Origin of the sequence: Desulfosporosinus paludis, from assembly GCF_045689965.1 — a bacterium.
In the GTDB taxonomy this organism is placed as follows: Bacteria; Bacillota; Desulfitobacteriia; order Desulfitobacteriales; family Desulfitobacteriaceae; genus Desulfosporosinus; species Desulfosporosinus paludis.
Genome location: NZ_CP144211.1, coordinates 957,201 through 979,139, shown reverse-complemented (window position 1 = coordinate 979,139; position 21,939 = coordinate 957,201). Strand labels below are relative to the sequence as shown.

At 43.0% G+C, this 21,939-nt stretch carries 20 protein-coding genes and 2 CRISPR repeat arrays; of the genes, 13 read left to right on the top strand and 7 right to left on the bottom strand.

Going from position 1 to position 21,939, the window contains the following annotated elements; translation table 11 throughout:
* The first annotated feature begins 157 nt into the window (after window positions 1-157).
* Entirely contained in the window at window positions 158-880 is a 723-nt protein-coding gene (locus tag VZF35_RS05035; protein WP_407311571.1) for a glycerophosphodiester phosphodiesterase, read from the top strand.
* A gap of 147 nt (window positions 881-1,027) precedes the next feature.
* On the opposite strand, the gene VZF35_RS05030 is transcribed toward VZF35_RS05035, so the two are convergent.
* On the bottom strand, window positions 1,028-1,426 hold the full coding sequence (locus tag VZF35_RS05030; RefSeq protein WP_407311569.1) for a LytR/AlgR family response regulator transcription factor: 399 nt from the start codon (window positions 1,424-1,426) through the stop codon (window positions 1,028-1,030).
* 107 nt (window positions 1,427-1,533) lie between these two features.
* On the opposite strand from VZF35_RS05030, the gene VZF35_RS05025 reads away from it, so the two are divergent.
* Both VZF35_RS05025 and VZF35_RS05020 read left to right on the top strand, forming a co-directional pair.
* Window positions 1,534-1,746: a helix-turn-helix domain-containing protein gene (locus VZF35_RS05025; protein WP_407311567.1), complete on the top strand. Its 213-nt coding sequence runs from the start codon at window positions 1,534-1,536 to the stop codon at window positions 1,744-1,746.
* A gap of 717 nt (window positions 1,747-2,463) precedes the next feature.
* The gene (locus tag VZF35_RS05020) at window positions 2,464-3,060 is read left to right on the top strand and encodes a DUF3102 domain-containing protein (RefSeq protein ID WP_407311565.1); all 597 of its coding nucleotides are present in this window, start codon (window positions 2,464-2,466) and stop codon (window positions 3,058-3,060) included.
* A 197-nt stretch (window positions 3,061-3,257) separates the two neighbouring features.
* Here the strand turns inward: VZF35_RS05020 and VZF35_RS05015 are convergent, their stop codons facing one another.
* From VZF35_RS05015 to VZF35_RS05000, 4 genes are all read right to left on the bottom strand, one after another.
* Window positions 3,258-4,046, bottom strand: coding sequence for a glycosyl hydrolase family 18 protein (locus tag VZF35_RS05015; RefSeq protein ID WP_407311563.1), 789 nt, complete (start codon window positions 4,044-4,046; stop codon window positions 3,258-3,260).
* Window positions 4,043-4,447 carry a LysM peptidoglycan-binding domain-containing protein gene (locus VZF35_RS05010; RefSeq protein WP_407311561.1) on the bottom strand — a complete coding sequence of 135 codons (405 nt, stop codon included), beginning with the start codon at window positions 4,445-4,447 and terminating at the stop codon, window positions 4,043-4,045. Before VZF35_RS05010 ends, VZF35_RS05015 begins: the two co-directional genes overlap by 4 nt.
* Window positions 4,440-4,613 carry a hypothetical protein gene (locus VZF35_RS05005; RefSeq protein WP_407311559.1) on the bottom strand — a complete coding sequence of 58 codons (174 nt, stop codon included), beginning with the start codon at window positions 4,611-4,613 and terminating at the stop codon, window positions 4,440-4,442. The genes VZF35_RS05010 and VZF35_RS05005 overlap by 8 nt, the downstream gene beginning before the upstream one ends.
* A gap of 689 nt (window positions 4,614-5,302) precedes the next feature.
* Window positions 5,303-6,198: a CRISPR direct-repeat array (repeat unit 32 nt; unit sequence GTCGCTTCCCATAGGGAAGCGTGGATTGAAAT).
* Between the two features lie 628 nt (window positions 6,199-6,826).
* Window positions 6,827-7,087, bottom strand: coding sequence for a transposase (locus VZF35_RS05000; RefSeq protein WP_407311557.1), 261 nt, complete (start codon window positions 7,085-7,087; stop codon window positions 6,827-6,829).
* A 355-nt stretch (window positions 7,088-7,442) separates the two neighbouring features.
* Between VZF35_RS05000 and cas5 the strand changes: the two genes are divergently transcribed.
* The 9 genes from cas5 (at window position 7,443) to cas2 (ending at window position 15,563) form a co-directional block, all read left to right on the top strand.
* Window positions 7,443-8,117: a CRISPR-associated protein Cas5 gene (gene cas5, locus VZF35_RS04995; RefSeq protein WP_407311555.1), complete on the top strand. Its 675-nt coding sequence runs from the start codon at window positions 7,443-7,445 to the stop codon at window positions 8,115-8,117.
* Window positions 8,107-10,239, top strand: coding sequence for a hypothetical protein (locus tag VZF35_RS04990; protein WP_407311553.1), 2,133 nt, complete (start codon window positions 8,107-8,109; stop codon window positions 10,237-10,239). Before cas5 ends, VZF35_RS04990 begins: the two co-directional genes overlap by 11 nt.
* Window positions 10,229-11,113, top strand: a complete 885-nt coding sequence (locus VZF35_RS04985) for a type I CRISPR-associated protein Cas7 (RefSeq protein WP_407311551.1) — start codon at window positions 10,229-10,231, stop codon at window positions 11,111-11,113. The genes VZF35_RS04990 and VZF35_RS04985 overlap by 11 nt, the downstream gene beginning before the upstream one ends.
* Window positions 11,110-11,451, top strand: a complete 342-nt coding sequence (locus tag VZF35_RS04980; protein ID WP_407311549.1) for a hypothetical protein — start codon at window positions 11,110-11,112, stop codon at window positions 11,449-11,451. Before VZF35_RS04985 ends, VZF35_RS04980 begins: the two co-directional genes overlap by 4 nt.
* A 64-nt stretch (window positions 11,452-11,515) precedes the next feature.
* Window positions 11,516-13,303, top strand: a complete 1,788-nt coding sequence (locus tag VZF35_RS04975; protein ID WP_407311547.1) for a CRISPR-associated helicase/endonuclease Cas3 — start codon at window positions 11,516-11,518, stop codon at window positions 13,301-13,303.
* Between the two features lie 17 nt (window positions 13,304-13,320).
* On the top strand, window positions 13,321-13,563 hold the full coding sequence (locus VZF35_RS04970) for a hypothetical protein (RefSeq protein WP_407311546.1): 243 nt from the start codon (window positions 13,321-13,323) through the stop codon (window positions 13,561-13,563).
* Window positions 13,563-14,234 carry a CRISPR-associated protein Cas4 gene (cas4, locus tag VZF35_RS04965; RefSeq protein WP_407311544.1) on the top strand — a complete coding sequence of 224 codons (672 nt, stop codon included), beginning with the start codon at window positions 13,563-13,565 and terminating at the stop codon, window positions 14,232-14,234. The genes VZF35_RS04970 and cas4 overlap by 1 nt, the downstream gene beginning before the upstream one ends.
* Window positions 14,231-15,262 carry a type I-C CRISPR-associated endonuclease Cas1c gene (cas1c, locus tag VZF35_RS04960; RefSeq protein WP_407311542.1) on the top strand — a complete coding sequence of 344 codons (1,032 nt, stop codon included), beginning with the start codon at window positions 14,231-14,233 and terminating at the stop codon, window positions 15,260-15,262. Before cas4 ends, cas1c begins: the two co-directional genes overlap by 4 nt.
* Before the next feature lie 10 nt (window positions 15,263-15,272).
* A complete protein-coding gene (cas2, locus tag VZF35_RS04955; protein WP_407314462.1) occupies window positions 15,273-15,563 on the top strand; it encodes a CRISPR-associated endonuclease Cas2 in 291 nt (96 codons plus the stop codon).
* A 167-nt stretch (window positions 15,564-15,730) separates the two neighbouring features.
* Window positions 15,731-18,011: a CRISPR direct-repeat array (repeat unit 32 nt; unit sequence GTCGCTCTCCACGCGAGAGCGTGGATTGAAAT).
* Window positions 18,012-18,501: 490 nt separating this feature from the next.
* Here the strand turns inward: cas2 and VZF35_RS04950 are convergent.
* Together VZF35_RS04950 and VZF35_RS04945 are read right to left on the bottom strand one after the other, a co-directional pair.
* The gene (locus VZF35_RS04950; protein WP_407311540.1) at window positions 18,502-18,936 is read right to left on the bottom strand and encodes a thioesterase family protein; all 435 of its coding nucleotides are present in this window, start codon (window positions 18,934-18,936) and stop codon (window positions 18,502-18,504) included.
* A 489-nt stretch (window positions 18,937-19,425) separates the two neighbouring features.
* Window positions 19,426-19,830, bottom strand: coding sequence for a MarR family winged helix-turn-helix transcriptional regulator (locus VZF35_RS04945; protein ID WP_407311538.1), 405 nt, complete (start codon window positions 19,828-19,830; stop codon window positions 19,426-19,428).
* 958 nt (window positions 19,831-20,788) lie between these two features.
* Here VZF35_RS04945 and VZF35_RS04940 point away from each other — a divergent pair.
* Complete coding sequence (locus VZF35_RS04940; protein WP_407311536.1) at window positions 20,789-21,937, top strand: acyl-CoA dehydrogenase family protein; 1,149 nt, start codon at window positions 20,789-20,791, stop codon at window positions 21,935-21,937.
* Window positions 21,938-21,939: the final 2 nt, after the last annotated feature.

Here is a 21,939-nt window from a genome sequence, read left to right as displayed (position 1 = left end):
AAGTGCCTGGAATTTTAGAAACTATTACTAAAACTGGAGGTTTCAATGTTGCTTTTAGTTAGTAATTGCCTTGCTGTAGTTAATTGTAGTAAAATTTAACCTTGATCAAGGTCGGAGCATATATTAGCTATCGGCTAATTAAACTGGGGGGATAGTCATGGCTCTAAATTATGCCCACCGTGGAGCGTCTGGTTATTTTCCTGAAAATACTATGCTTGCATTTATTAAAGCTGTTGAAATGGGCTGTGATGGTATCGAAACAGATGTCCAGATGACGAAAGATGGGGTACTTGTTCTTATTCACGACGAAAGCGTAGATCGTACCACAAATGGATCAGGCTTGGTCAAAGATTTTTCCTTTGCTGAACTAAGACACTTGGATGCCGGGGAGTGGTATGGTTCCCTGTTTACCGGTGTGAAAATTCCAATGGCTGAAGAACTCCTCCTCTTGGCTCGCAATACCGGAATTAGGCTTGATTTGGAACTTAAAAGTGGCATTATTGATTATAAGGGTATCGAAGAAAAACTTATAGAACTGATCTATTATTACAGATTGCAAGAGCATGTAATCCTTTCAAGCTTTAACCACTACTCAATGGTACATTGTAAAGAGATTGCACCAAATCTGAAAACTGGATTACTCTACATGGAAGGTCTATATCGGCCACATCACTATGCAAGAACAGCACGTGCAGACGCTTTGCATCCTTATTATTACTCTGTTAATGAGGAGATCGTTAGCCAAGCACATACAGAGGGATTATTAGTCAACACGTTTACAATTGATGATACGGCAACGATGCAGAGGTTTGTCAGAATGGGTGTGGATGGAATAATTACTAACTTTCCGGACAGACTTCGAACGGTTATTGCCGGATAAAAATGGGGTTGAAGTCCTTCCTAAATATGCCTAGTCACTATAATCACACGCCGGGAGCGTTGGGGGGCTTTATTTGGCATACAGCCTGAAAATTGATTCTAGTGGTATTCCAGATGCAGTTGTTACGATGAATTGGGTTCAAGGAGATTATAAATTTGTGAAAAGGGGCTTGGCCAGAACCTTCTCTAAAATAGCTTCAATGCATCCCTGGGTACAGGGCTTGCATACGACTTCTAAAGGCCTGACTTGCATGAATTGATCGTGATCATCTGCTGATGTCACAAATACTATGCTGCACGCTGACGTGGACTCGGATTGCCGTATTTGTCTGGCGGTTTCAAGACCGGTCAGCTTTTTCATGCTGTTATCAAGAAAAAGGAGGTCAAAAACCAATCCACGCTTTTCAATTTCTTCGAGAAGCTCCTCACCGCTGCTGAATTCGTAAATATTAAATAAAACATCCTTTTCTTCTTCATATAGATGAATTAGTGCCTCCAATAAGAGACGGCACAACGGCCTGTCATCGCAAATGCCGATAGTAAACAAAACATCTCCTCCAACACATAAGGCGTTTGTTGAATAATTTTAGGACAAATAGTCCAATATGTCAATAGGACTATGCGTCCTAAGTTATACTTGCTTTGGTGATGATAATGCGATTAAAAATACGTGATGTTCGAGAAGATCATGACCTGACCCAACAGCAAGTTGCGCAATACCTGATGTGCGATCAATCTTTATACTCCAAATATGAGCGAGGAGAGCGTGATGTTCCGCTGAATATCATAATTAAACTTGCTCAGTTTTATAAAACCAGCATTGACTATTTGGTCGGGCTTACAGAAAATAAAAAACCTTATCGCTGAGTGGAGAAGCTAATAATACCCTGCCGTCAGTACATAGTTATTGTAGTCTCCTCGAGGCACGTCGAGACGGTAATAGTGCTTATCGGGATTGACTGAAAGCCTTGGTATGAGGGGGGTGAGGAGTGGTATTGTCTTTTTAGGGTGACGTGGTATAAGGGGATATATATCGAATTGTTTTGCCAGCTCGTCTTTTATTTAGACGGTATGGCTTTTTTGTTTTTTCTTGGATTATTTCCGCGATATTGGCAGGAAATCAATGGGAAGTGTAGAACGTGGTAAGTAAAATTATCTTTTGGCTTAGAAATCGCATTCTACACAGATGGTTGGTGCCTTACATATGAAAAAGCATTAAATAATGAGGGGAAGTATTAATTTTGGTCATTAGATCAATTATTTAATATTTAAAATAATTTTGATTCTGAAATTTAAATTATTTTAAATGAACAAAATTAGATAAATATTACATCCAAATTACTTGGATATAAACATTCTTTTGAGAATAATCCTGATGAGGTATTGATGATTTAAAAGATGAGATTATTACATTCGTAAATAGCAAAAAACTAGAACTTGCTTTTCAAGAAATAACTCCAAACATTCAAATAGAATGGTATGAACATGATGAAATAGTAGCAAAATCTTCTGATTGGGATAAAGAGTTATATTTTGAGTTAGATGATGAATACGAAACAATCGATGATTTGATAAATTTAATTAATGAATTGCGCCGGAACGCCGGTGCAAGGGCAAGCGCTGCCGAACTTGAATTATAGCAAGGCTTTAATCCTTTTAGGAGTCCCAGAGGAGGAGCGGGCGCAGTTCATCGCCGAGCTTGATGTCGAGAGCATGTCTGCCCGCGAACTGAAAAAGGCGGTGAATGAGCGGAGTCAGGCCGTTAAGGAGCGAGATCAGGCCCTGCAGGAAAAGGCGAATCTCCAGAAGACTCTGGATGAGCAAGCGGGCAAAATGACCCAGCTGAGCACGGAGCGCGACAGCCTGAAGATGAAGGCCAATGAGTCCAGGAAGTCCCAGATGGAGAGCGAGGCCAAGGCCGGGAAACTCCAGCAGGAACTGCTTACAATCAAGCAAAACGTAGATTTCAAGCAGGTTGAACGGCTGAACAAGAACCTTAATGCCGCGTATTTAAAGGCCCGGGGCAATAAAATCGTCTTTTTATGCGAGAGCCTGGATAGAACTTTCAAGGACCTGATGTGGGAGATGAAAGAGCTCGCTGTCAAGGACCCGGAAGCACATGAAGTGTATCGAAATCAGGTGATTGATTTTTTGACGCAAAGCTTGAAACAGAAAATCTGAGCAGGTTATAACGGCTTAAAAGGGCATCGGGAGAAAAAGTTCCGCTGCCTTTGTTATATTTGTGTAACAACAAATTCGTATTAAAGAATTCCATATTATGCGAGAACATTACCTTGGCATTATATTTCTTGGCGTGACTGCGAATCTTCTCAATCGAATTGAAGAAGTCAATGCTGTCATAGATAAGGCCGGCTGGTTCATAAATTCTTGCGAATATTAAAATTGTCAACGAGCAAGACCCAGTTCTGGGGATAAGAGGTATCTAATACCCAGTAGCTTATTCCTCTTAAATTGTAGGCTTTAACGGTATTGAATTTGGCCTGGGCACTGCGGGCGTCTTCAAACCAAACTTGATGGCTGAGTCCTTGGGCATCGGTATAATTATAAAAGGGAGATTCTGTGGTTTGATCATATTGAATCGTTGCGCCATATTGAATGGCCCGGAGGGCAGCTGTCTGCGGGCTAAACGTTTCTGCAGCCTGACCTTGAACGTGAGTAAGCGTCCAATCACGGGCATATGTTTCGAAGCCCATAAAGATTTTATTGCGGGGAATAACACTAACGGCATAGTCAAGAACATGTTTAATTTGGTTTAGGGGAGAAATAGCCTGAGGAGCCCCTAACCTATAACCCCATTCATAAGTCATGAGCACGACAAAATCTGCTATTCGACCATGAGCAGCATAATCATGGGCTTCATACAGCAGTCCTGTTTGTTCCGCACTGGTTTTGGGGGCTAAAGCTGTGGAGACTAAGAAACCTTGCGGATGCAAATAATTGACAGCCTTTTGGACAAAATTGCTGTATAAATCCCGGTCAGCGGGCAGTACGTTCTCAAAGTCAATGTTCAACACCTGATAGCCTTTTGCTTTCATAACACTGGCAATATTGGCCAGGAGAGTATTTTGGACCCCGGTGTCGGAAAGGATGTCATGGGCTACATTGGACCCTAATGCTTGCGCGGTAAAATTGTTAATGGACATCATGGGCACGGTTTTTGTGGAGATTGCGCTTGAACTACGGAAGTGTCATTAAGATTAATCAGGCTGCCATTCGCCTGGACGCCGTAAGCGAAGGGACTAAAATACGTGAGATATTGACCATGGCTTTGCACAGATTGTACTGCTGCCATGCCGGTCTGGTAAGTATAAGCATTCACTTCAATGGTTGATTTGCTCGACGGGATTAGGAGAACAGTACCCGGATAAATAAGATTTGGATTGGCTATGTTGTTGGCGTCGACGATGCTTTGGATGGTGACGCCATAGGTCTGGGCGATTTGCCAGATAGTTTCGCCTGATTTAACCGTGTGAGTCACTGAGGGAACAGATAAAACCTGTCCGGGATTTATGAGGGATGGATTTGTTATATTATTAGCGTTAACCAAGGCGGAAACCGTTGTCCCGTATTGCTGAGCGATTTTTCCAAAGGGTATCGCCGGATTTTACAGTATAGGTTTGGGAAGGGGAAGGGATAACCAAAGCCAGACCTGTCGTAAGGTTCTGATTCGGGAGGGCCGTTAAGTTGCATGATAGTTGAGGCGCTCTGGCCATAAGTACTCGCTATTTGAGCTAATGTTTCACCCTGCCGGACAGCATGGATTTGCATATGTATTCTCCTCATTTTTTTTGGATATTATATGTGAAAAAAATGATTTAAGTGATTGCTTTTGTTTTTTATGCTTTGCTTCCTGGGTTTCGGCGAAGCTTCTTTGCCGAGGGAGGACTTATCGTCCGTATAGTTTCATTAAATGAAAGGCTGAGCGTAACTGTTAATGTTATGGTCAATATGCTAAAATATGGATGATCGAAGGAGGCCACCAAGTACTACAAATTGTTGTTTATATGATTAGTACATCTTTGGATTTTTGTTGATTTTAATATTTTTTAAAAGTATATAAAATATGGAAAAGTTAGCATTATAATATAGTCAAGCAAAGGAGAAGGCTTATGTTTTTGCATTGATACGGAGTCGGATAACCTGAGGTTTAATTGCTGGGGAATAATTACATAATAAGGTTGAGCACGTAGGTGACAAGGCTTCTTTTGATGTTATGGATACCCTGATTATTTAGTGCGAATGTATAGTGGACATAAAATTACCGGGACATTCGCACCGCGGAATTATAGAAATTTTGCGGAAAAATGGCGATAATATTGCGTTGACAAGGCAGTCTATGGCGAGAAATGCAAGAAAACTAATAAAAATAGTTCACAAGAGATAGTTTTTATTAGTTTTTGCTGTCGCTTCCCATAGGGAAGCGTGGATTGAAATCATAAATTGAGCTAGCTTGCCGAACTCAAATTTCCCGTCGCTTCCCATAGGGAAGCGTGGATTGAAATTTAAATGAGCTCATGGCCTATATCGGAGCCGATAGGTCGCTTCCCATAGGGAAGCGTGGATTGAAATAATTAGATTATATGGATTATCCCAATCAACAAGCGTCGCTTCCCATAGGGAAGCGTGGATTGAAATCAGAGGGAGCAGTATAGTCAGATGGCGCAGAAAAGTCGCTTCCCATAGGGAAGCGTGGATTGAAATTTGTGTAATGTCTCTGCTGTCGAACAAGCTATCGTCGCTTCCCATAGGGAAGCGTGGATTGAAATTCCTCGACAGAACTAATTCGGAGATGCGCTGAGTCGCTTCCCATAGGGAAGCGTGGATTGAAATCACCTCCACCTGTAAGAGTGCTTTTCGGGCTACATGTCGCTTCCCATAGGGAAGCGTGGATTGAAATACGCCAAAAGCCAACGCATCTTTCCGGTTATCCGTCGCTTCCCATAGGGAAGCGTGGATTGAAATGGCTTCAAGCATTCGTTTCTGACCATTCAAATGACGTCGCTTCCCATAGGGAAGCGTGGATTGAAATCAAATGAGGGCCACGCTGTTTTCCTACCTGTCTGTCGCTTCCCATAGGGAAGCGTGGATTGAAATAGGATTATGTGTGGGACTTCGAATTACAAGCTGTCAAGGTCGCTTCCCATAGGGAAGCGTGGATTGAAATTTTGTAAAACTTAGCTGAAAGAGCAATATAGCCAACGTCGCTTCCCATAGGGAAGCGTGGATTGAAATAGTTATGAGTCGCGTGGCGGGTTATGTCCAATGTGTCGCTTCCCATAGGGAAGCGTGGATTGAAATCGTTCCCATGTCTCTCATTGCCTGACCGTGCATGCTGATTTATCAGTAAAAAAGAAACGTCCTGTTCTGGCATTATCCAAATGATAATTACAAAAGCAAAACAGAAGATATTATTGTTGCTGCTATTAATTCAAATATTACAACTAAAGATTATATTGTTATGTTACAAGGCCAAGACCTTGGCGAAGGAACGTTAAAGGTCGAGTCTTGTATAAGGAGTTGATAAAATCTATACGTTGTCCCAAGCTATCATAATTCGTAAGTTCGGAAGGGTCGGGGAATATATCATGGATGATGTGAAAAAAAGTTGGATGAATTGCTTTAGGATGATAAAAAATTCATGGAGCAAAAACAGGTGGCTTAATGTTAGCTGGCCTGTTTTTTCAGGATCAAAGCCCCTTCTCTAAAGTTATCCATGCTTTTAAAACACTATTAAAATCCACGCTCTCTTGAGCAGCCAAGTTATTTTTAGCATAAAAAATTCCCAGAAAAGGCTCGACAATCTTTTTTTAGAAACATAGACTTAGCCCTCTTTGGGTTTGTATTCATAATATGCAGAAATTGCCTTTATAGACTATTACGGTAAAGAAGGCGGTTACAGGTTAATTCTTTTTTGTGTGCAGTCGTGTTATTTTCTAATAGCATATCTTAACGCCTGAATTTCCAATGCCTGATCCACAACAAGCTGCATAAGTTTGGCGTTTTCAACTTTTGACCTTTTGAGATTAGAGGTTTTTTTAATAGAGGTTTTCATCAGGTTAAATTTATGCATCCAATTATAGTATGTGGAATAGCCGATATCATACTTGCGGCAGGTTTCGGCGATGGTAGCACCATCTTGAATCTCTTTAAGAATGTTTAGGAATTTCTTGGCTGAATATTTTTTCATTATATTATCTCCTCCTCTTTTTGAAAATTCTAAAACTCTATTATGATGATATGCAAAGAATAACACTATATTCATAGAAAACACTTTAATTCACGATTAGACTTATATGAACCAGGACAATGATTTATTTACATATTTTAACACTTGTGGTACTATAAAGCTGTCGCTCCCTACATGGGAGCGTGGATTGAAAAATATACGTCTATTTGTGTAATAAGAATGTCTTTCCAAAAATTTGGTTAAGACGTTCTTTTTATTTCTCAAGCCCAATAACGACAAAATACAACACAAAATATGGTAAAGGGAGAGCTATAATAAGAAGACAAGCATAAATTTATCAGAGAGGAGGATGTTCATGGTTCGATTGTCTTATCCTGTTGCCATGGAGATAGCCGGCAACACCGCAATGTGGACAAGACCGGATAGCGGTGACTGTCCGGTCAGCTATCCAGCACCAACCTATTCTGCGGCCAAGGCTATTTTTGAGTCCGTCTTATGGGGGCCGGATGTAGAAATAATCCCCACAAAAGTAGAGTTGTGTGCTCCCATACAATACCACTCTTATTGCACTAACTATGGGGGGCCTTTACGAAATCCCAAATCGATTAAAGAGGGAAATAATTATCAGTTGTATGCCACTGTGTTAATTGATGTCTGTTATAGACTGTACGCAGAAGTTGTTCCCACTAAAGAAAAAAGCAGATTGCCTGAAAGGGCTATGCAATGGGATAAAAAAACGACCTCACCCGGCCATGCTTATCAAAGTATTTTTGAAAGAAGACTCAAACGAGGTCAGTGCTATTCCCTTCCGACCTTGGGGTGGAAAGAATTTACCCCCTCCTATTTTGGTGAATTTCGAGACACAACACAGGTGCTGTCCTGTGCGCACCCCGTAATCATACCCTCTATGCTGAGACAGGTTTTTGCCAAAGGATATGCCTCTCCGGTTTCCTATGTGTACGACAATGACCTTGTCATTCAAAACGGCGTGCTGGAGTATCCGAAAAGGAGTAAAAACTATGCTCAATGAATTGTATAGTTTATCTACTGCTTTAAAAAATAAAGGGATTAGCACCAAGGAATGGCATAGGGAATATAAACCCTTACCCAAGGTTACTGCCAAAGCACCCTGTATACGTATATGGCTTGCCCAGGACGGCTCGATCCGTGGACTTGAGAGCATAAGTACAGAGTTTGCCCAGTCGCTGAGAAAATACGGGAACAATCAAGGAACCTTTCCCGCTTTCAATATTGTTCCCCTATACCGCATCACCAATGAAAACCAGCTTTCCGAGCTGGAGCAGATTGAAAAAGGTACTATCCCCCCCGATTTTGAAAAAATTAAATCATGGTGCGTCAATGACAATTGGAAAGAAAGTATTGTCAAAAAAATTGATAGAAGCTTACATAATATTCCCCAGATCCTTTCGGATTTAATTGGAAATCAAGAACAACCTGAACGAACCCTCGTTTCAGAATTAATTCGTTTAGCGTCAGGTTTCAAGAACGAGTCGGATAAAAGCTTTAAGTCCGCACTGGAAAAGTGCGTTTTCGCCAAGCTTCAAAAACAAGAGGACCTTGGTATTCTGCTTGCCATGCTATTCCATAAAGGCGACCCTAAAAAAAATCATTACGATGACATTGGTGTATCAATTTCAGTTGTTCTGGATTTGTTTGACTGGCGACAGTATGGGTATCCCGTAACAAGCCGGCACACTACCGAGTGGATTAACGATAGGTTATTGGGATCCAGCTTGCTGAGTGCATCTAAACAGCCTGAGGGTGTCGGAAGTGACGCCTTTGGGATTCCCTTTATTAATCCCAATGAACCTATGCCAAGCGTGAAACTCAACGGCTTTGAGGTAACCTTACGTTCAATGTTTAATGGACAGCCTTGCCAGTATCGTTATGAGCAGATAGATGATGCCTCCTATCCCATCGCCATGGAAAATCGTTCCCTCGCCAAAAAATCACTGGAATGGGTTGCCGGCTTGGAGCGAGAGGGTGTCACATGGCGAAAAATCGATAAGAACGAAATCGTATTTGTTTATCCTTCCAAATTGCAGGAAACTTCGCCAAGATTTGCTTCAATTCTCGGTTCCAGGCAAGCAGATAATTCCGACCAGGCGGAAGCGCGTTTTGAAAACATCGCCCAAGACTTTATTAGGACGCTCAGAGGTCTTCTACCAAAGGATAAGCCGGATTTTATTCAAATTTTCACAATTCGCAAATTGGACAAAGCCCGCTCCAAGGTGATATTTACCCGCAATTGCTCACCGGATCAGCTCATCAAAGCGGCGGAGGATTGGAAAGCCGGTTGTTGGAATACGCCTGAAACAGAGTTAGGTGAGCGAAAAACTCCTTTTCCGCTGCAAGTGGCTCGCATCGTCAACAATGTCTGGAAGCAAAACGGGGAATTGGCCCAAGGCAAGACTGACGTTGAGCGAATGAAATATTATCAGGGCATGGAATTGCTGCTTGACCTTATGCAGGAAAGTATGATCGGCAATTACCTTCATACCGTACTTACCCATTCATCCGGGCTGGTAAGCTATATGGGCAACTGGATGCACGGTGGTTCAAAATGCAAGGACAAGAAAGAGGAGAAAAGCTTAGAGAGATTAAAAAATGAAACGGTTCTTCTGTTGTCTTTCCTTGGGCTGCTGCTTTATAAACGGGGTGATAGAAAGGAGAACTACATGGAAAATATGGCTTATTTGGTCGGACAGCTCTTGAAAATATCCGACGAACTGCATACCTTGTACTGTAAAGTTGTGCGAAGCGGGGATGTTCCTCCGCAGCTGGCGGGCAGTGCCCTGTTTACAACAGCCGGTGAAACGCCCTATCAGGCGATGGCCCAATTGTCTCGCCGCATGAATCCTTATATAACTTGGGCAAAACAATATCGCTTTAAGGACAAAACAAAAAATGAGGGGACTAGGATAGCAGGCTGGCTTCTTCGTTTATATGAAGATGTGGCAAACAAATTGTATCCTGCGATGACGGATGCAACACGTTTCAATGATTTCGAAAAGGCACAGCTGTTTATTGGCTACCTGGCATCCTTTCCCAAAAGAGAGTCTTCAGTAGCAGCAAGCGGTGCTGATAACGGTCATGATAATAATGAAGGAGGAACTAACGATGAACAGTGAAATTAAGCGCGCAACCGGCCTTTTGGTGATTGAAGTTGTAAACTCAAATGCAAATGGGGACCCGGACAGAGAGAGCGATCCCCGCCAGCGTCCCAATGGCCTGGGGGAAATTTCACCTGTTTCCTTCAAACGCAAGCTTCGTGATTTAGCGGAAGACCACGACAGCTTATTTTTCCAGAGTCTTCCTCAGACCTATGTGAGTAATTCGGAGAGATACAGCATATTGGAGTCGCGCGGTCGTGACTTGAAGTCTATCACAGGTGAGATGTCCAATGACGTAAAAAACTTTGATCAGAAGGGATTTTTAGAAAGTACCTTTGTTCGAAAATATTGGGATGCTCGGGTCTTTGGCAATACCTTTTTAGAAAAAGGGGCCAATAAGGGATTTATTAAAACGGGTGTTGTTCAATTCGGTGTGGGGGTATCCATTTCACCAGTCAATGTAATACGCCACACGAACACCAAAAAAGCCGGAGTACAGGAGGATAAACAAGGAGGAATGGCTCCGTTGGCTTTCCGAATTGTGGAACATGGTGTTTATTGTATGCCGTTTTTTGTGAATCCCAATTATGCAGCCAAGACCGGCTGCACGAAGGAAGATATCGACTTGCTTAAGCTTTTAATTCCCAGAGCTTATGATTTGAACCGTTCCGCCATTCGCACCGATGTGCGTATTCGCCATGCCTGGTATATTGAGCATCTGAATGCCCTTGGCAGTTGTCCGGATTATCTCCTTTTAGAAGCGCTTACTCCAAAGCGGATTGGCGATGGGACCATTGCGTCGACGAGCTGGGATGACTATGAAGATAAGGCCGCTCTCCCGGAGGAATTGCAGGCCAAGGTGAGCTCCGTAAGCGACTTGATGCTGGTATGATTTACTACGCGCACAGTAAAAAAGACGATATCCCCGAGCAGGAGTACCCGGCCCATATTCGCGGTGTAAAGTCCTTTGCCCAGGAATATGTGCAGGATATAAGCTGCTATGCAAACTGTGATGAAACACTGCTGTCACGGATCACAGAAAAAGCCTCCACCTTCCACGATCTAGGCAAGCTGAACCAAGAAAATCAGGATGTACTTGCCGGAAAAAATCCAGCTAAATCTCTTCCGCGCAATCATGTCGATGCGGGAGCCGCTTATTTCTTGAATAGCAAACACTTTTCTGCTTTCTCCGCCGCTGTAATTCAGGCTCACCATATTGGTTTTCCCTGATTTTACTGCCGAAATAGAGAAGGGTAATGAGGCGATTTTTCGGGACAGTTCCATTGCTTCTGATGTGGATAGAGAGTTGCCGGAACTTGAAGCCATCCACAACAACCTCATCGATAGTCAGTTTGAGTACGGTGAGGAAGAAATCAAAGGAGATCAATCGGTTTTCCTGCGGATGCTCTTATCATGCCTCGTTGATGCGGATCACACCGATACGTCGATTCATTACCGGAAGTATCCGGCTGAAATGAGTCCGGTTAAATTGCGCGCGGCCGAACGGCTTGCCCAATTAGACCGGCATATTGCAGAGCTAAAGAAGAAAGGAACCGACGATGATCGGAACTCTCTGCGCAATGAGATGTATTTTGCCTGTCGAGATGCCGACATTAACGCCGACATAACCTCCTGTGACAGCCCGGTGGGATCAGGAAAGACGACGGCGGTTATGGCTCATTTGCTTGCCCAAGCGGGAAAGCGCGGACTGCGGCGCATCTTTGTTGTCTTGCCCTTTACGAATATCATTAAACAATCCGTTGATATCTATCGGAAGACCCTCGTTTTGTCGGGAGAAAAGGCTGAGGAGGTTGTAGCGGAGCTGCACCACCGCGCGGACTTTGAAAGCGAAGATGCCAGACATCTGACCGCCCTTTGGCGGGCACCCATTATTGTCACAACGGCTGTTACTTTTTTTGAAACGCTGGCCTCGAAATCCACTTCAACCCTGCGTCGCTTACACGAATTGCCCGGCAGTGCTGTTTTTGTGGATGAATCCCATGCTGCCTTGCCGGCCAAACTTCTGCCTATTGCCTGGAAGTGGATCAACATTTATGCTGCGGAATGGCATTGTTATTGGGTTCTGGCCTCTGGTTCACTGAATCGATTCTGGACAATCCCGGAAATCGCAGGCAGCGAAAATTCCCCCTCTGTACCGGAAATCATCGCTGATGAACTGCGCAGACGCCTTGCGGTCTATGAAAACAATCGGATTTCTTATCATTGTGATTTGTTCCCTAAAAGCACAGCGGAGCTTGCTGAGTGGATCAGCAAGTTTCCGGGACCGAGACTGGTTATCTTGAACACGGTTCAAAGTGCCGCCGTATTAGCGGACTATTTTTCAGAGCACTTTGGCCGAGAGCATGTTGAGCATTTGTCTACGGCTTTGACTGCAAATGACCGGAGCAACACTCTTGAACGAGTAAAAAAACGTTTGGCTAGCAGAAAAGATACGGATTGGACTCTGATTGCAACGTCGTGTATTGAAGCCGGTGTAAACCTGTCTTTCAGAAATGGATTTCGTGAGCTGGGAGCGCTGGTATCGCTGCTGCAAGCTTCAGGACGTGTCAATCGGGAGGGCCTTCTTGATGATGCTGAGATGTGGACATTCTGTATTTTAGAAGACGGCATGTTAAGGCTCAATCCGGGGTTAAAGGATGCTGCTGCTGTTCTTAAAAGGTATTTTGAAGAGGACAGAACCATTACGCCGGACTTGAGTACCCAATCTCTTGCTGATGAAATTGCTTTATATGGGTTATCTAAAAAGCATGGAAATTTAGTCACCGCTGAAAAATTGCGTAGATTTCCTCAGGTGGAAGAGGATTTCAAGGTAATTGACAGCAACAGTTGTCTTGTCGTTGTTGATCCGGCTGTGGCAAAGCGTTTGCAATACGGAAAAGTTGATTGGCAAGAACTGCAAAAGGTCTCGGTTCAAATTGCCAAATATAAGTTGGATGAGCTGAGAACGCCCATGATCATGGATCATATATACAGGTGGAATCTCGAATATGACGGTTTTCTTGGTTATATGGCCGGTATCGTTAAATTAAAAAAATATAGAGGAGAAGCAATCATCATTTGATTAGCCATAGATTGCGAGTGGAAAAAACAGCCATACCAGGCATTACTCTTTTGAAAATGATTGCTTCTCTATTCGCCTTAATAGCAGTGGGAGGTTTGCAAGGTGTTTGGTTGGAAACCCATACACCGGTGGGCAAATATTTCTCTGTAAAAGTATATAGAACCTTACAGGATGTACCTATTGTTAAAATTACCTCAAAAATATTGGCGATTATAAAATATCTAAGAATTCTTGGAAGGATTGAGTCTGGAGGTTTTTAATGGAATATGATGAAGAAAATTTCCTGTTGCTGTCCGGAATACAGCACTTTGTCTTTTGTAAGCGCCAGTGGGCTTTAATCCATATTGAACAGCAGTGGCAGGAGAATTTGCGCACGGTTGAGGGCGGAATCCTGCACGAGAAAACTCACGATAATACCATCAAGGAAAAGCGGGGAAATTTGATCATATCCCGGGGCATGGGAATCTTTTCCCGTGCCTTAGGGATTACCGGGGCTTGTGATGTGGTGGAATTCCACAAGTCCCGGGACGGAGTCACCCTCTATGGCCGGGAGGGAACCTACATACCCGTTCCCGTGGAGTATAAACGGGGCAAGCCCAAGCAGAACAATGCGGATGTCCTGCAGTTATGCGCTCAGGCTATGTGTCTGGAAGAAATGCTTTTGTGTGATATACCTGAAGGGTTTCTGTTTTATGGGGAACCAAAACGCAGGCTTAAGGTGCCGCTTGACGAGGAGATCCGGGAACAGGTTAAGGCTATTTGCCGAGAGATGCATGAGCTGTACGACCGCAGGTACACACCCAAAGTAAAGCCGACCAAAGGCTGCAAAGCCTGTTCCCTCAGTGAGCTTTGCCTGCCTAAGCTGTGTAAAAATCCGTCGGCTCTGGCCTATATGAAAAAGGCTGTTGCGGAAATTGAGGTTGATGAATGAGAAAATTATTGAATACTCTCTATGTAACGTCGCCCAATACTTATTTATCCCTGGATGGTGAAAATATTGTGATTTTAAAGGATGAGGCAGAGGCGCTGAGAGTTCCCCTGCATAATCTGGAGGGTATTATTGCCTTTGGCTATACCGGCGCCAGTCCGGCTCTGATGGGCGCCTGCGCCCAGCGCAATATTGCTTTAAGTTTTATGAAGCCCAGCGGAAAATTCCTGAGCAGGGTTGTCGGCGAAGTCAGGGGCAATGTTACCTTGCGCAAGGCTCAATACAGGTTATCCGAGAATGCGGCGGCGAGCCATAAAATTGCCCAATCCTTTATCTTGGGGAAAATATACAACGCCCGCTGGGTGGTGGAGCGGGCAACCAGGGATCATGGAGCCAGGCTTGATGTGGATAAATTGAAAGGAGTCTGCCAAACCCTGGCCAACGCTTTGAAACCGGTTGAAGAAAGTCAGGATTTAGAGCAGTTGCGAGGATTTGAAGGGGAAGCCGCGGTTCAGTACTTTCGAGTATTGGACGATTTGATTCTCCAGCAAAAGGATACTTTTTATTTTAAGGCCCGGAATAAACGTCCTCCTCTGGACAATGTCAACGCCCTGCTCTCCTTTGTCTATACTCTTTTGGCCCATGACTCCGCGGCAGCTTTGGAAACCGTTGGCTTGGACCCTTATGTGGGATTTCTACACCGGGATAGGCCGGGGAGAATTTCCCTGGCTCTGGATCTGATGGAAGAGCTGCGGGCCGTTTACGCGGACCGGTTTGTTATTTCTTTAATTAATAAAAGAGAAATCAATGGCAGCGGCTTTACCCGGATGGAAAACGGAGCGGTCATTATGGATGATGACACGCGAAAAGCTGTTCTTAAGGCTTGGCAAAGCAGGAAGCAGGAGGAGATCAGGCATCCCTTCCTGCAGGAAAAAATGGAATGGGGACTAGTGCCCTATGCCCAGGCCATGCTGCTGGCCCGGTTTATCCGGGGGGATTTGGACGGGTACCCTGCCTTTATGTGGAAGTAGGTGAGTGGTTATTTTAGTGCTTATCACGTATGACGTCAATACTCAAACGGCGGTGGGGAGAAAGCGGTTGCGTCAAGTTGCCAAGCAATGTGTGAATTATGGGCAGCGTGTTCAGAACTCGGTCTTTGAATGTGTGCTGGATGCGGCGAAGTTTCGTGAGGTTCAGCATAAGCTGGAGCAAATTATTGATACGGAGAAGGATAGCTTGAGGTTTTATTTCTTGGGGAATAATTACAAAAATAAGGTTGAACATATAGGCGCAAAGGCTTCCTTTGATGTTGAGGATACCTTGATTATTTAGTGCGAATGTGAAGCGAACATAAAATCCCTGGGGATTCGCACCGCGAGATGTGGGGATATTTGTTGAAATGTGCAGAAAATACAAAAGAAAAATGGTGTATTTTGTAAAAATGGAACAGGATGTATAGAACTTATCTATGTAGAAGATAGTTTTTCTTAGTTTTTGCAGTCGCTCTCCACGCGAGAGCGTGGATTGAAATTTCATATTTCCTCCTTCAATGACTAAGTACAGAATGTCGCTCTCCACGCGAGAGCGTGGATTGAAATTACGAAAATGGAGCAAATGCAAGCGGGGCATTTGTCGCTCTCCACGCGAGAGCGTGGATTGAAATTTCATGTGCCCAACATGAGCCTCAACGGTATTGTTGTCGCTCTCCACGCGAGAGCGTGGATTGAAATAATCTGAAGTTGGGCAAAGCATCGCGTGCTTTCGATGTCGCTCTCCACGCGAGAGCGTGGATTGAAATATCACCTACCACCTACGCCACCGCCCAGTAAACCGTCGCTCTCCACGCGAGAGCGTGGATTGAAATCATTATAAAGGGGACGGATTTTCGGAAGAGTTTCGTCGCTCTCCACGCGAGAGCGTGGATTGAAATTTTCCTGCCCAGTGATTACACATCGGGCAAGGATGTCGCTCTCCACGCGAGAGCGTGGATTGAAATTTGTAGGGCTATGATCTCCTGAAGTTCAGCTTTGTCGCTCTCCACGCGAGAGCGTGGATTGAAATTTACATGCTTCCTTAGGTCCTTTGATTGCTTGACGTCGCTCTCCACGCGAGAGCGTGGATTGAAATTTTGATATATTCCTTGACTTCTTCGTCCGCTTCGTCGCTCTCCACGCGAGAGCGTGGATTGAAATTTCAGACAGCTTTTGCATCGGTCATTAACGCCGGTCGCTCTCCACGCGAGAGCGTGGATTGAAATACGGCGATAGCCGACAACAATCTAACGTTAGTTTTGTCGCTCTCCACGCGAGAGCGTGGATTGAAATATTACCTAAAAGTTCAAAACGGCTCATCATTCCTAGTCGCTCTCCACGCGAGAGCGTGGATTGAAATCCAACACGCTTGATTTAGCCAGCATTTAACGTATTGTCGCTCTCCACGCGAGAGCGTGGATTGAAATGATTCCTAGCGTAAGGTTTACTAGCTTTGAGTAAGTCGCTCTCCACGCGAGAGCGTGGATTGAAATATTTCCCACCGATCATACGCTCCCATTTCATCTGGGTCGCTCTCCACGCGAGAGCGTGGATTGAAATACTAGATACGGCAACAACCGCAGCCAACAATCAGGGTCGCTCTCCACGCGAGAGCGTGGATTGAAATAGCGGTAACCACTACGGTGGTTACCAGTGGTTACCGTCGCTCTCCACGCGAGAGCGTGGATTGAAATACTATCACTGAAGGGAAAGACGGTAAGCTTAATTTGTCGCTCTCCACGCGAGAGCGTGGATTGAAATTTGGAACCGTTGATCAGGTCAGTATCGAGTTTGAAGTCGCTCTCCACGCGAGAGCGTGGATTGAAATTGCTGTTTATTATACAAATGCTGCCTATCTTACGTCGCTCTCCACGCGAGAGCGTGGATTGAAATCTAAAATTGTTAATACCAAAAATAGCGTCTAATTGTCGCTCTCCACGCGAGAGCGTGGATTGAAATGCAAATCTTGGGTCAGCTTGGATTTTGCTTATAGTCGCTCTCCACGCGAGAGCGTGGATTGAAATATTCAGAACCTATTAAATATTCCTTGGGATTACTGTCGCTCTCCACGCGAGAGCGTGGATTGAAATTAATGTTCCATTGCTTTCAAATATGACAATTAAGTCGCTCTCCACGCGAGAGCGTGGATTGAAATTTCTCAATGTAGATAAAGTAGGAAACTTTAGACGGGTCGCTCTCCACGCGAGAGCGTGGATTGAAATTGCTATTCCTCACGCATAAACCAATTTGTTAGCTGTCGCTCTCCACGCGAGAGCGTGGATTGAAATATCAATGGAATATCGGAATGGGAAACTACGGTCTGTCGCTCTCCACGCGAGAGCGTGGATTGAAATTAATGTTAATCAAAAGAAAAGACAATGGCAGCGGTCGCTCTCCACGCGAGAGCGTGGATTGAAATGCTGTTGGCTCCATCTCAGCGGCTGTTTTCTGGCGTCGCTCTCCACGCGAGAGCGTGGATTGAAATCTCAGCCTAAGAGGTTTTTAGATTTGTTGCCTATGGTCGCTCTCCACGCGAGAGCGTGGATTGAAATCGGACCAATAGCGTTGAGATCCGCACCAAGAGCGTCGCTCTCCACGCGAGAGCGTGGATTGAAATATTATCCGTCATATTCCTTCATCGCCCCTCCAAAGTCGCTCTCCACGCGAGAGCGTGGATTGAAATAAATGATTGCAAATTTTGTGCGTTTAAGTGCTTTGTCGCTCTCCACGCGAGAGCGTGGATTGAAATTTACGCCCAAAGATGTGTAATAATGCTTGACCGGTGTCGCTCCCTACACGGGAGCATGCATTAAAATCCCAACGGCTCCCGCTGCAACGGGAGCCGTTTCTTATTGCCTAATTAGGGTTTGCTAACCAATCCCTTTTTCCCAGTAGGCGACCAGAATCTTACCATTTTTCCGCCCAATATCCCAATCAGAATCTGAGCAATCCTGACAAGCATGAGAGCTTTCTCCTAGGCTTGTACCAAGAATCTTACGCGCGTAAGATTCTTGGTACAAGCCCAGCCGGATCTAAATTAGGTTAAAATTATAATTAACTTTAGATAAATGTTCCTGACTTTAATAAAATTTCTTTCTCTAAAAATCAACTTCAAACGAATTATCTAAAACATTTGCGACACTGGTTCGGTAATGCCGCCATTTTATAGGGTATTACCGAACCAGTGTCAGCATAGGTGAATCTAGGAACTTCAGGAATTGGTTTGACATTCGGGCTTCTTACTCAGTTATGCTTTTAATCTCTGATTTCCTCTTTACCCTTTCATTAAACTTAGCCGCATCAATGATGAATCTCTCATGAGTACCTTCAGAAATTCGGTCTACCCCATCATGGGCTTCTACATGAAACAATAATCTTTTACCTTCGATCTTTTCTAACCGTAGTTTAACTGTAACAGTTAAACCTGGCGGTGTAGCGGCAAGGTGGCTTAATTTAACATCGGTTCCAACGGTTTGTTCATTAGGCCAATCCAAATGAGAATTGATAGCTTTAATACATGCCCATTCAAATAAGCCCACCATAAATCCCGTTCCAAACACTTTAGGCATTGCTTGGAATTCTTCCGATTCAGGGTAAAGATAAGGAACAGTTTTGTTTTCTGGAACAGTAAACTTAAACTCATAATACAAACCAGATTGTAAAGTACTTTTCACTTGAACACCTCCTTAATTTAAAGTAAATATATCGGAGTATTCTTTTAGTAAGTCTTCTAGTAGGTCAAGAGCTTGCTATAGCGTTGAGTATTCTATACTTTCTGTCTACCTCCTTCAATGTGAAATGATTCATTAATTTAAGAATATTATGAATAAGACAACAAAACGTAACAACGCCGTTCATCGTAGAAACCTTCCTGGGCTTTAGGGCCTGGGAAGGTTTTTTGTTGTCCACCTGACCAATTTGACACTGGAATCCCTCCCTGGCTCATCGAACACAGTGGACAGTTCCGTTATGTGTCAAAATATTTAGGCCTTTTACGCTCAAGTGGACAATCGTAATAAGATTGCAACTCTACTATTATAGAGTGCCAATATTATTGATTTTGTTGTAGTTAATTACGAACTACTTGCTAACAGATAGTTTGCTAACAAAATAATCTGTTAAAAAAAATAAGCTTTCGTCAGCCTTTCTTTTATAATTTTAGTTTAAATTCGCTCTAAAAACTCCTTTAATTTCCTCTTTTCTTCTGAACTAAATTGTTTTAATACTTCTATATTTACTTCTTCAATAATTTTACCTATTGGCTCATGCAATTTGGATCCCTCTTCAGTTAATTCAACTTTAATGGTTCGCCGATCTCCTGTATAAGTATTCCTCATAATCAATGCTTTGTTTTCCAATCGATCAAGGATTCCAGTGATAGTTGAACTATCTAAACCCAGAACATTCCCAATTTGCTTGGGGTTTTGACTGTCCTCATCCCAAAGACATTGTAGTACGCCATATTGCACAGGCGTTACGTTAAACGGTTCAAGTTCTGACTTTAAATATTTAAAAACTTTTTGTTGTGCCTGAGTTAGTAAGAAATTAATACATTCAGTCATTTCCATAATTACTGCACCTCTATTTTTAATTATATAACCACTATATTTCAAACTTATTAATCTTGTCAATTAAGTTTACAAAGCATCAGAGCTGAAACGTGATTTTCTTAACGGATAAATAAAAATCCAATATTGTCCCATTTCAGAATCATACAAGCAAGAATCTACAATTAGCTATAGCTAACCTCCGCCAGTACACCGCTGTATGAAGTTGGATCTGTCTGGTACCTGAATCACACTACGACAAATAAACCCCAAGAGGGTCATTCATAATTCTCTGAAGTCTTTATCAAAAATCCAGGACTATCCAACGGCTGGAGTTTGATAGTCCTCAAAAGAGACGTGCATAGACGTGCATAGTGTAGTTAGCAGCTTAATAAGCTAATTTAACTTGGAATTTTTCGCAAGGAATTTTGAGTCTGAAATACTATATTTATACATGTTTACTTGTTGACAAAATACTTGCTAGCAAGTAATATTTAATTATCAAAAGCTTTTGAATATTAATTAAAATGGAAATTCAAGGAGGTGATATGGGCTTTTAGTATGCGCTATGGAAAAGTCAAGTGAACTTATATTTAAGTAGAGGCCAGTCATCATGGGCGACGGTGAAGATCCCGCCGGAATAATGCTCGCGGAGAGGTAGGAGAACGGAATCTTGATACGTTTTTTGAGAAATAAGTATAAGTTTCAAGGCGACACCCCAAATTCTGTAATCAAAGGAGTTAGTTCCCTTGCCACTCAATTATGAGGACGTTTTGAGAAAGTCAAGTGTTATTAGCCGTTTATAGGCACAGCGAAGAACTATTTATTCCACGTGAATTTCCAGTTCAGCTCGATAAAAACAAATATCCTCCCACTAAAAGTAGGAGGACTGCAATAAAGTTGGTTCAAGGAAACCCTTGTCCCGACCGCCCCGGCGAATGCCGAGAGGCTGTTTAAAATTTCGGAGGAGGCAATTAAAATGGATGTTAATGCTTTTAATTTATCAGAAGAACAAGAAATGATTATGAACACGGCAAGATTATTTGCACAAAAGGAACTTAAACCTATCGTATTTGAGAGCGACCAAAATAGTATATTTCCTGTGGATCTATATAAGAAGATGGGTGAGATGGGTTTGCTGGGCTTACCGTTCTCATCAGAATATGGTGGTTCCGACGGAGATTATTTATCCTACATTTTAGCAGTGGAAGAAATTTCTAAAGTGCATAGTGCCGTTGGTATCTCATATTCTGTAAGTACCTCTCTCTGTATGGGAGGAATATATCAAAACGCTTCAGAGGAACAAAAGAAAAAATATCTTCCAGATCTATGTTCCGGAAAGAAATTTGGCTCTTTCGGGTTAACTGAGCCAAATGCGGGCTCAGATGCAGCAGGTGTAAGAACTACAGCTAAAAAAGATGGAGATCACTATATATTAAATGGTTCCAAATGCTTCATCACAAATGGTCCTCTATCAGAGACCTTCTTAGTATTTGCTTCAACGGATATAAGTCAAGGAACAAAAGGATTATCAGCGTTTATTGTTGAAAAAAGTTTCCCGGGATTTTCCATAGGCACTATTGAAAACAAATGTGGGATAAGAGCTACTCAAGTTTCAGAACTACTTTTTGACGACTGTATTGTCCCAGCTGAAAACTTAGTAGGACAAGAGGGAAAAGGTTTTGGCATAGCAATGAAAACTCTTGATGGTGGGAGATTCGGAGTCGCGGCACAAGGACTTGGTCTTGCAGAAGGAGCATTTGATATAGCGAAACAGTATTTGCAAGATAGGATCCAGTTTGGCAAGCCTTTATATAAGAACCAGTATTTAGCATTTAAAATGGCTGAATTAGAACTTGAAATTGAACAAGCTAAGTATATTTTGTATAAAGGAGTTCTTGATAAACAAGCAGGAAGACCTTATTCAGTTTCAGCAGCTAAGGCCAAAATGGCTTGTACAGATGCAGCCATGCATGTAACGGTAGAATGCGTTCAGATGCTTGGTGGAAATGGCTACATGAAGGATTATCATGTTGAAAGAATGATGAGAGATGCTAAGATAACTCAGATCTATGAAGGAACAAATCAAATAATGAGAATGATTATTGCCGGAGCTATTTTTAAATAATT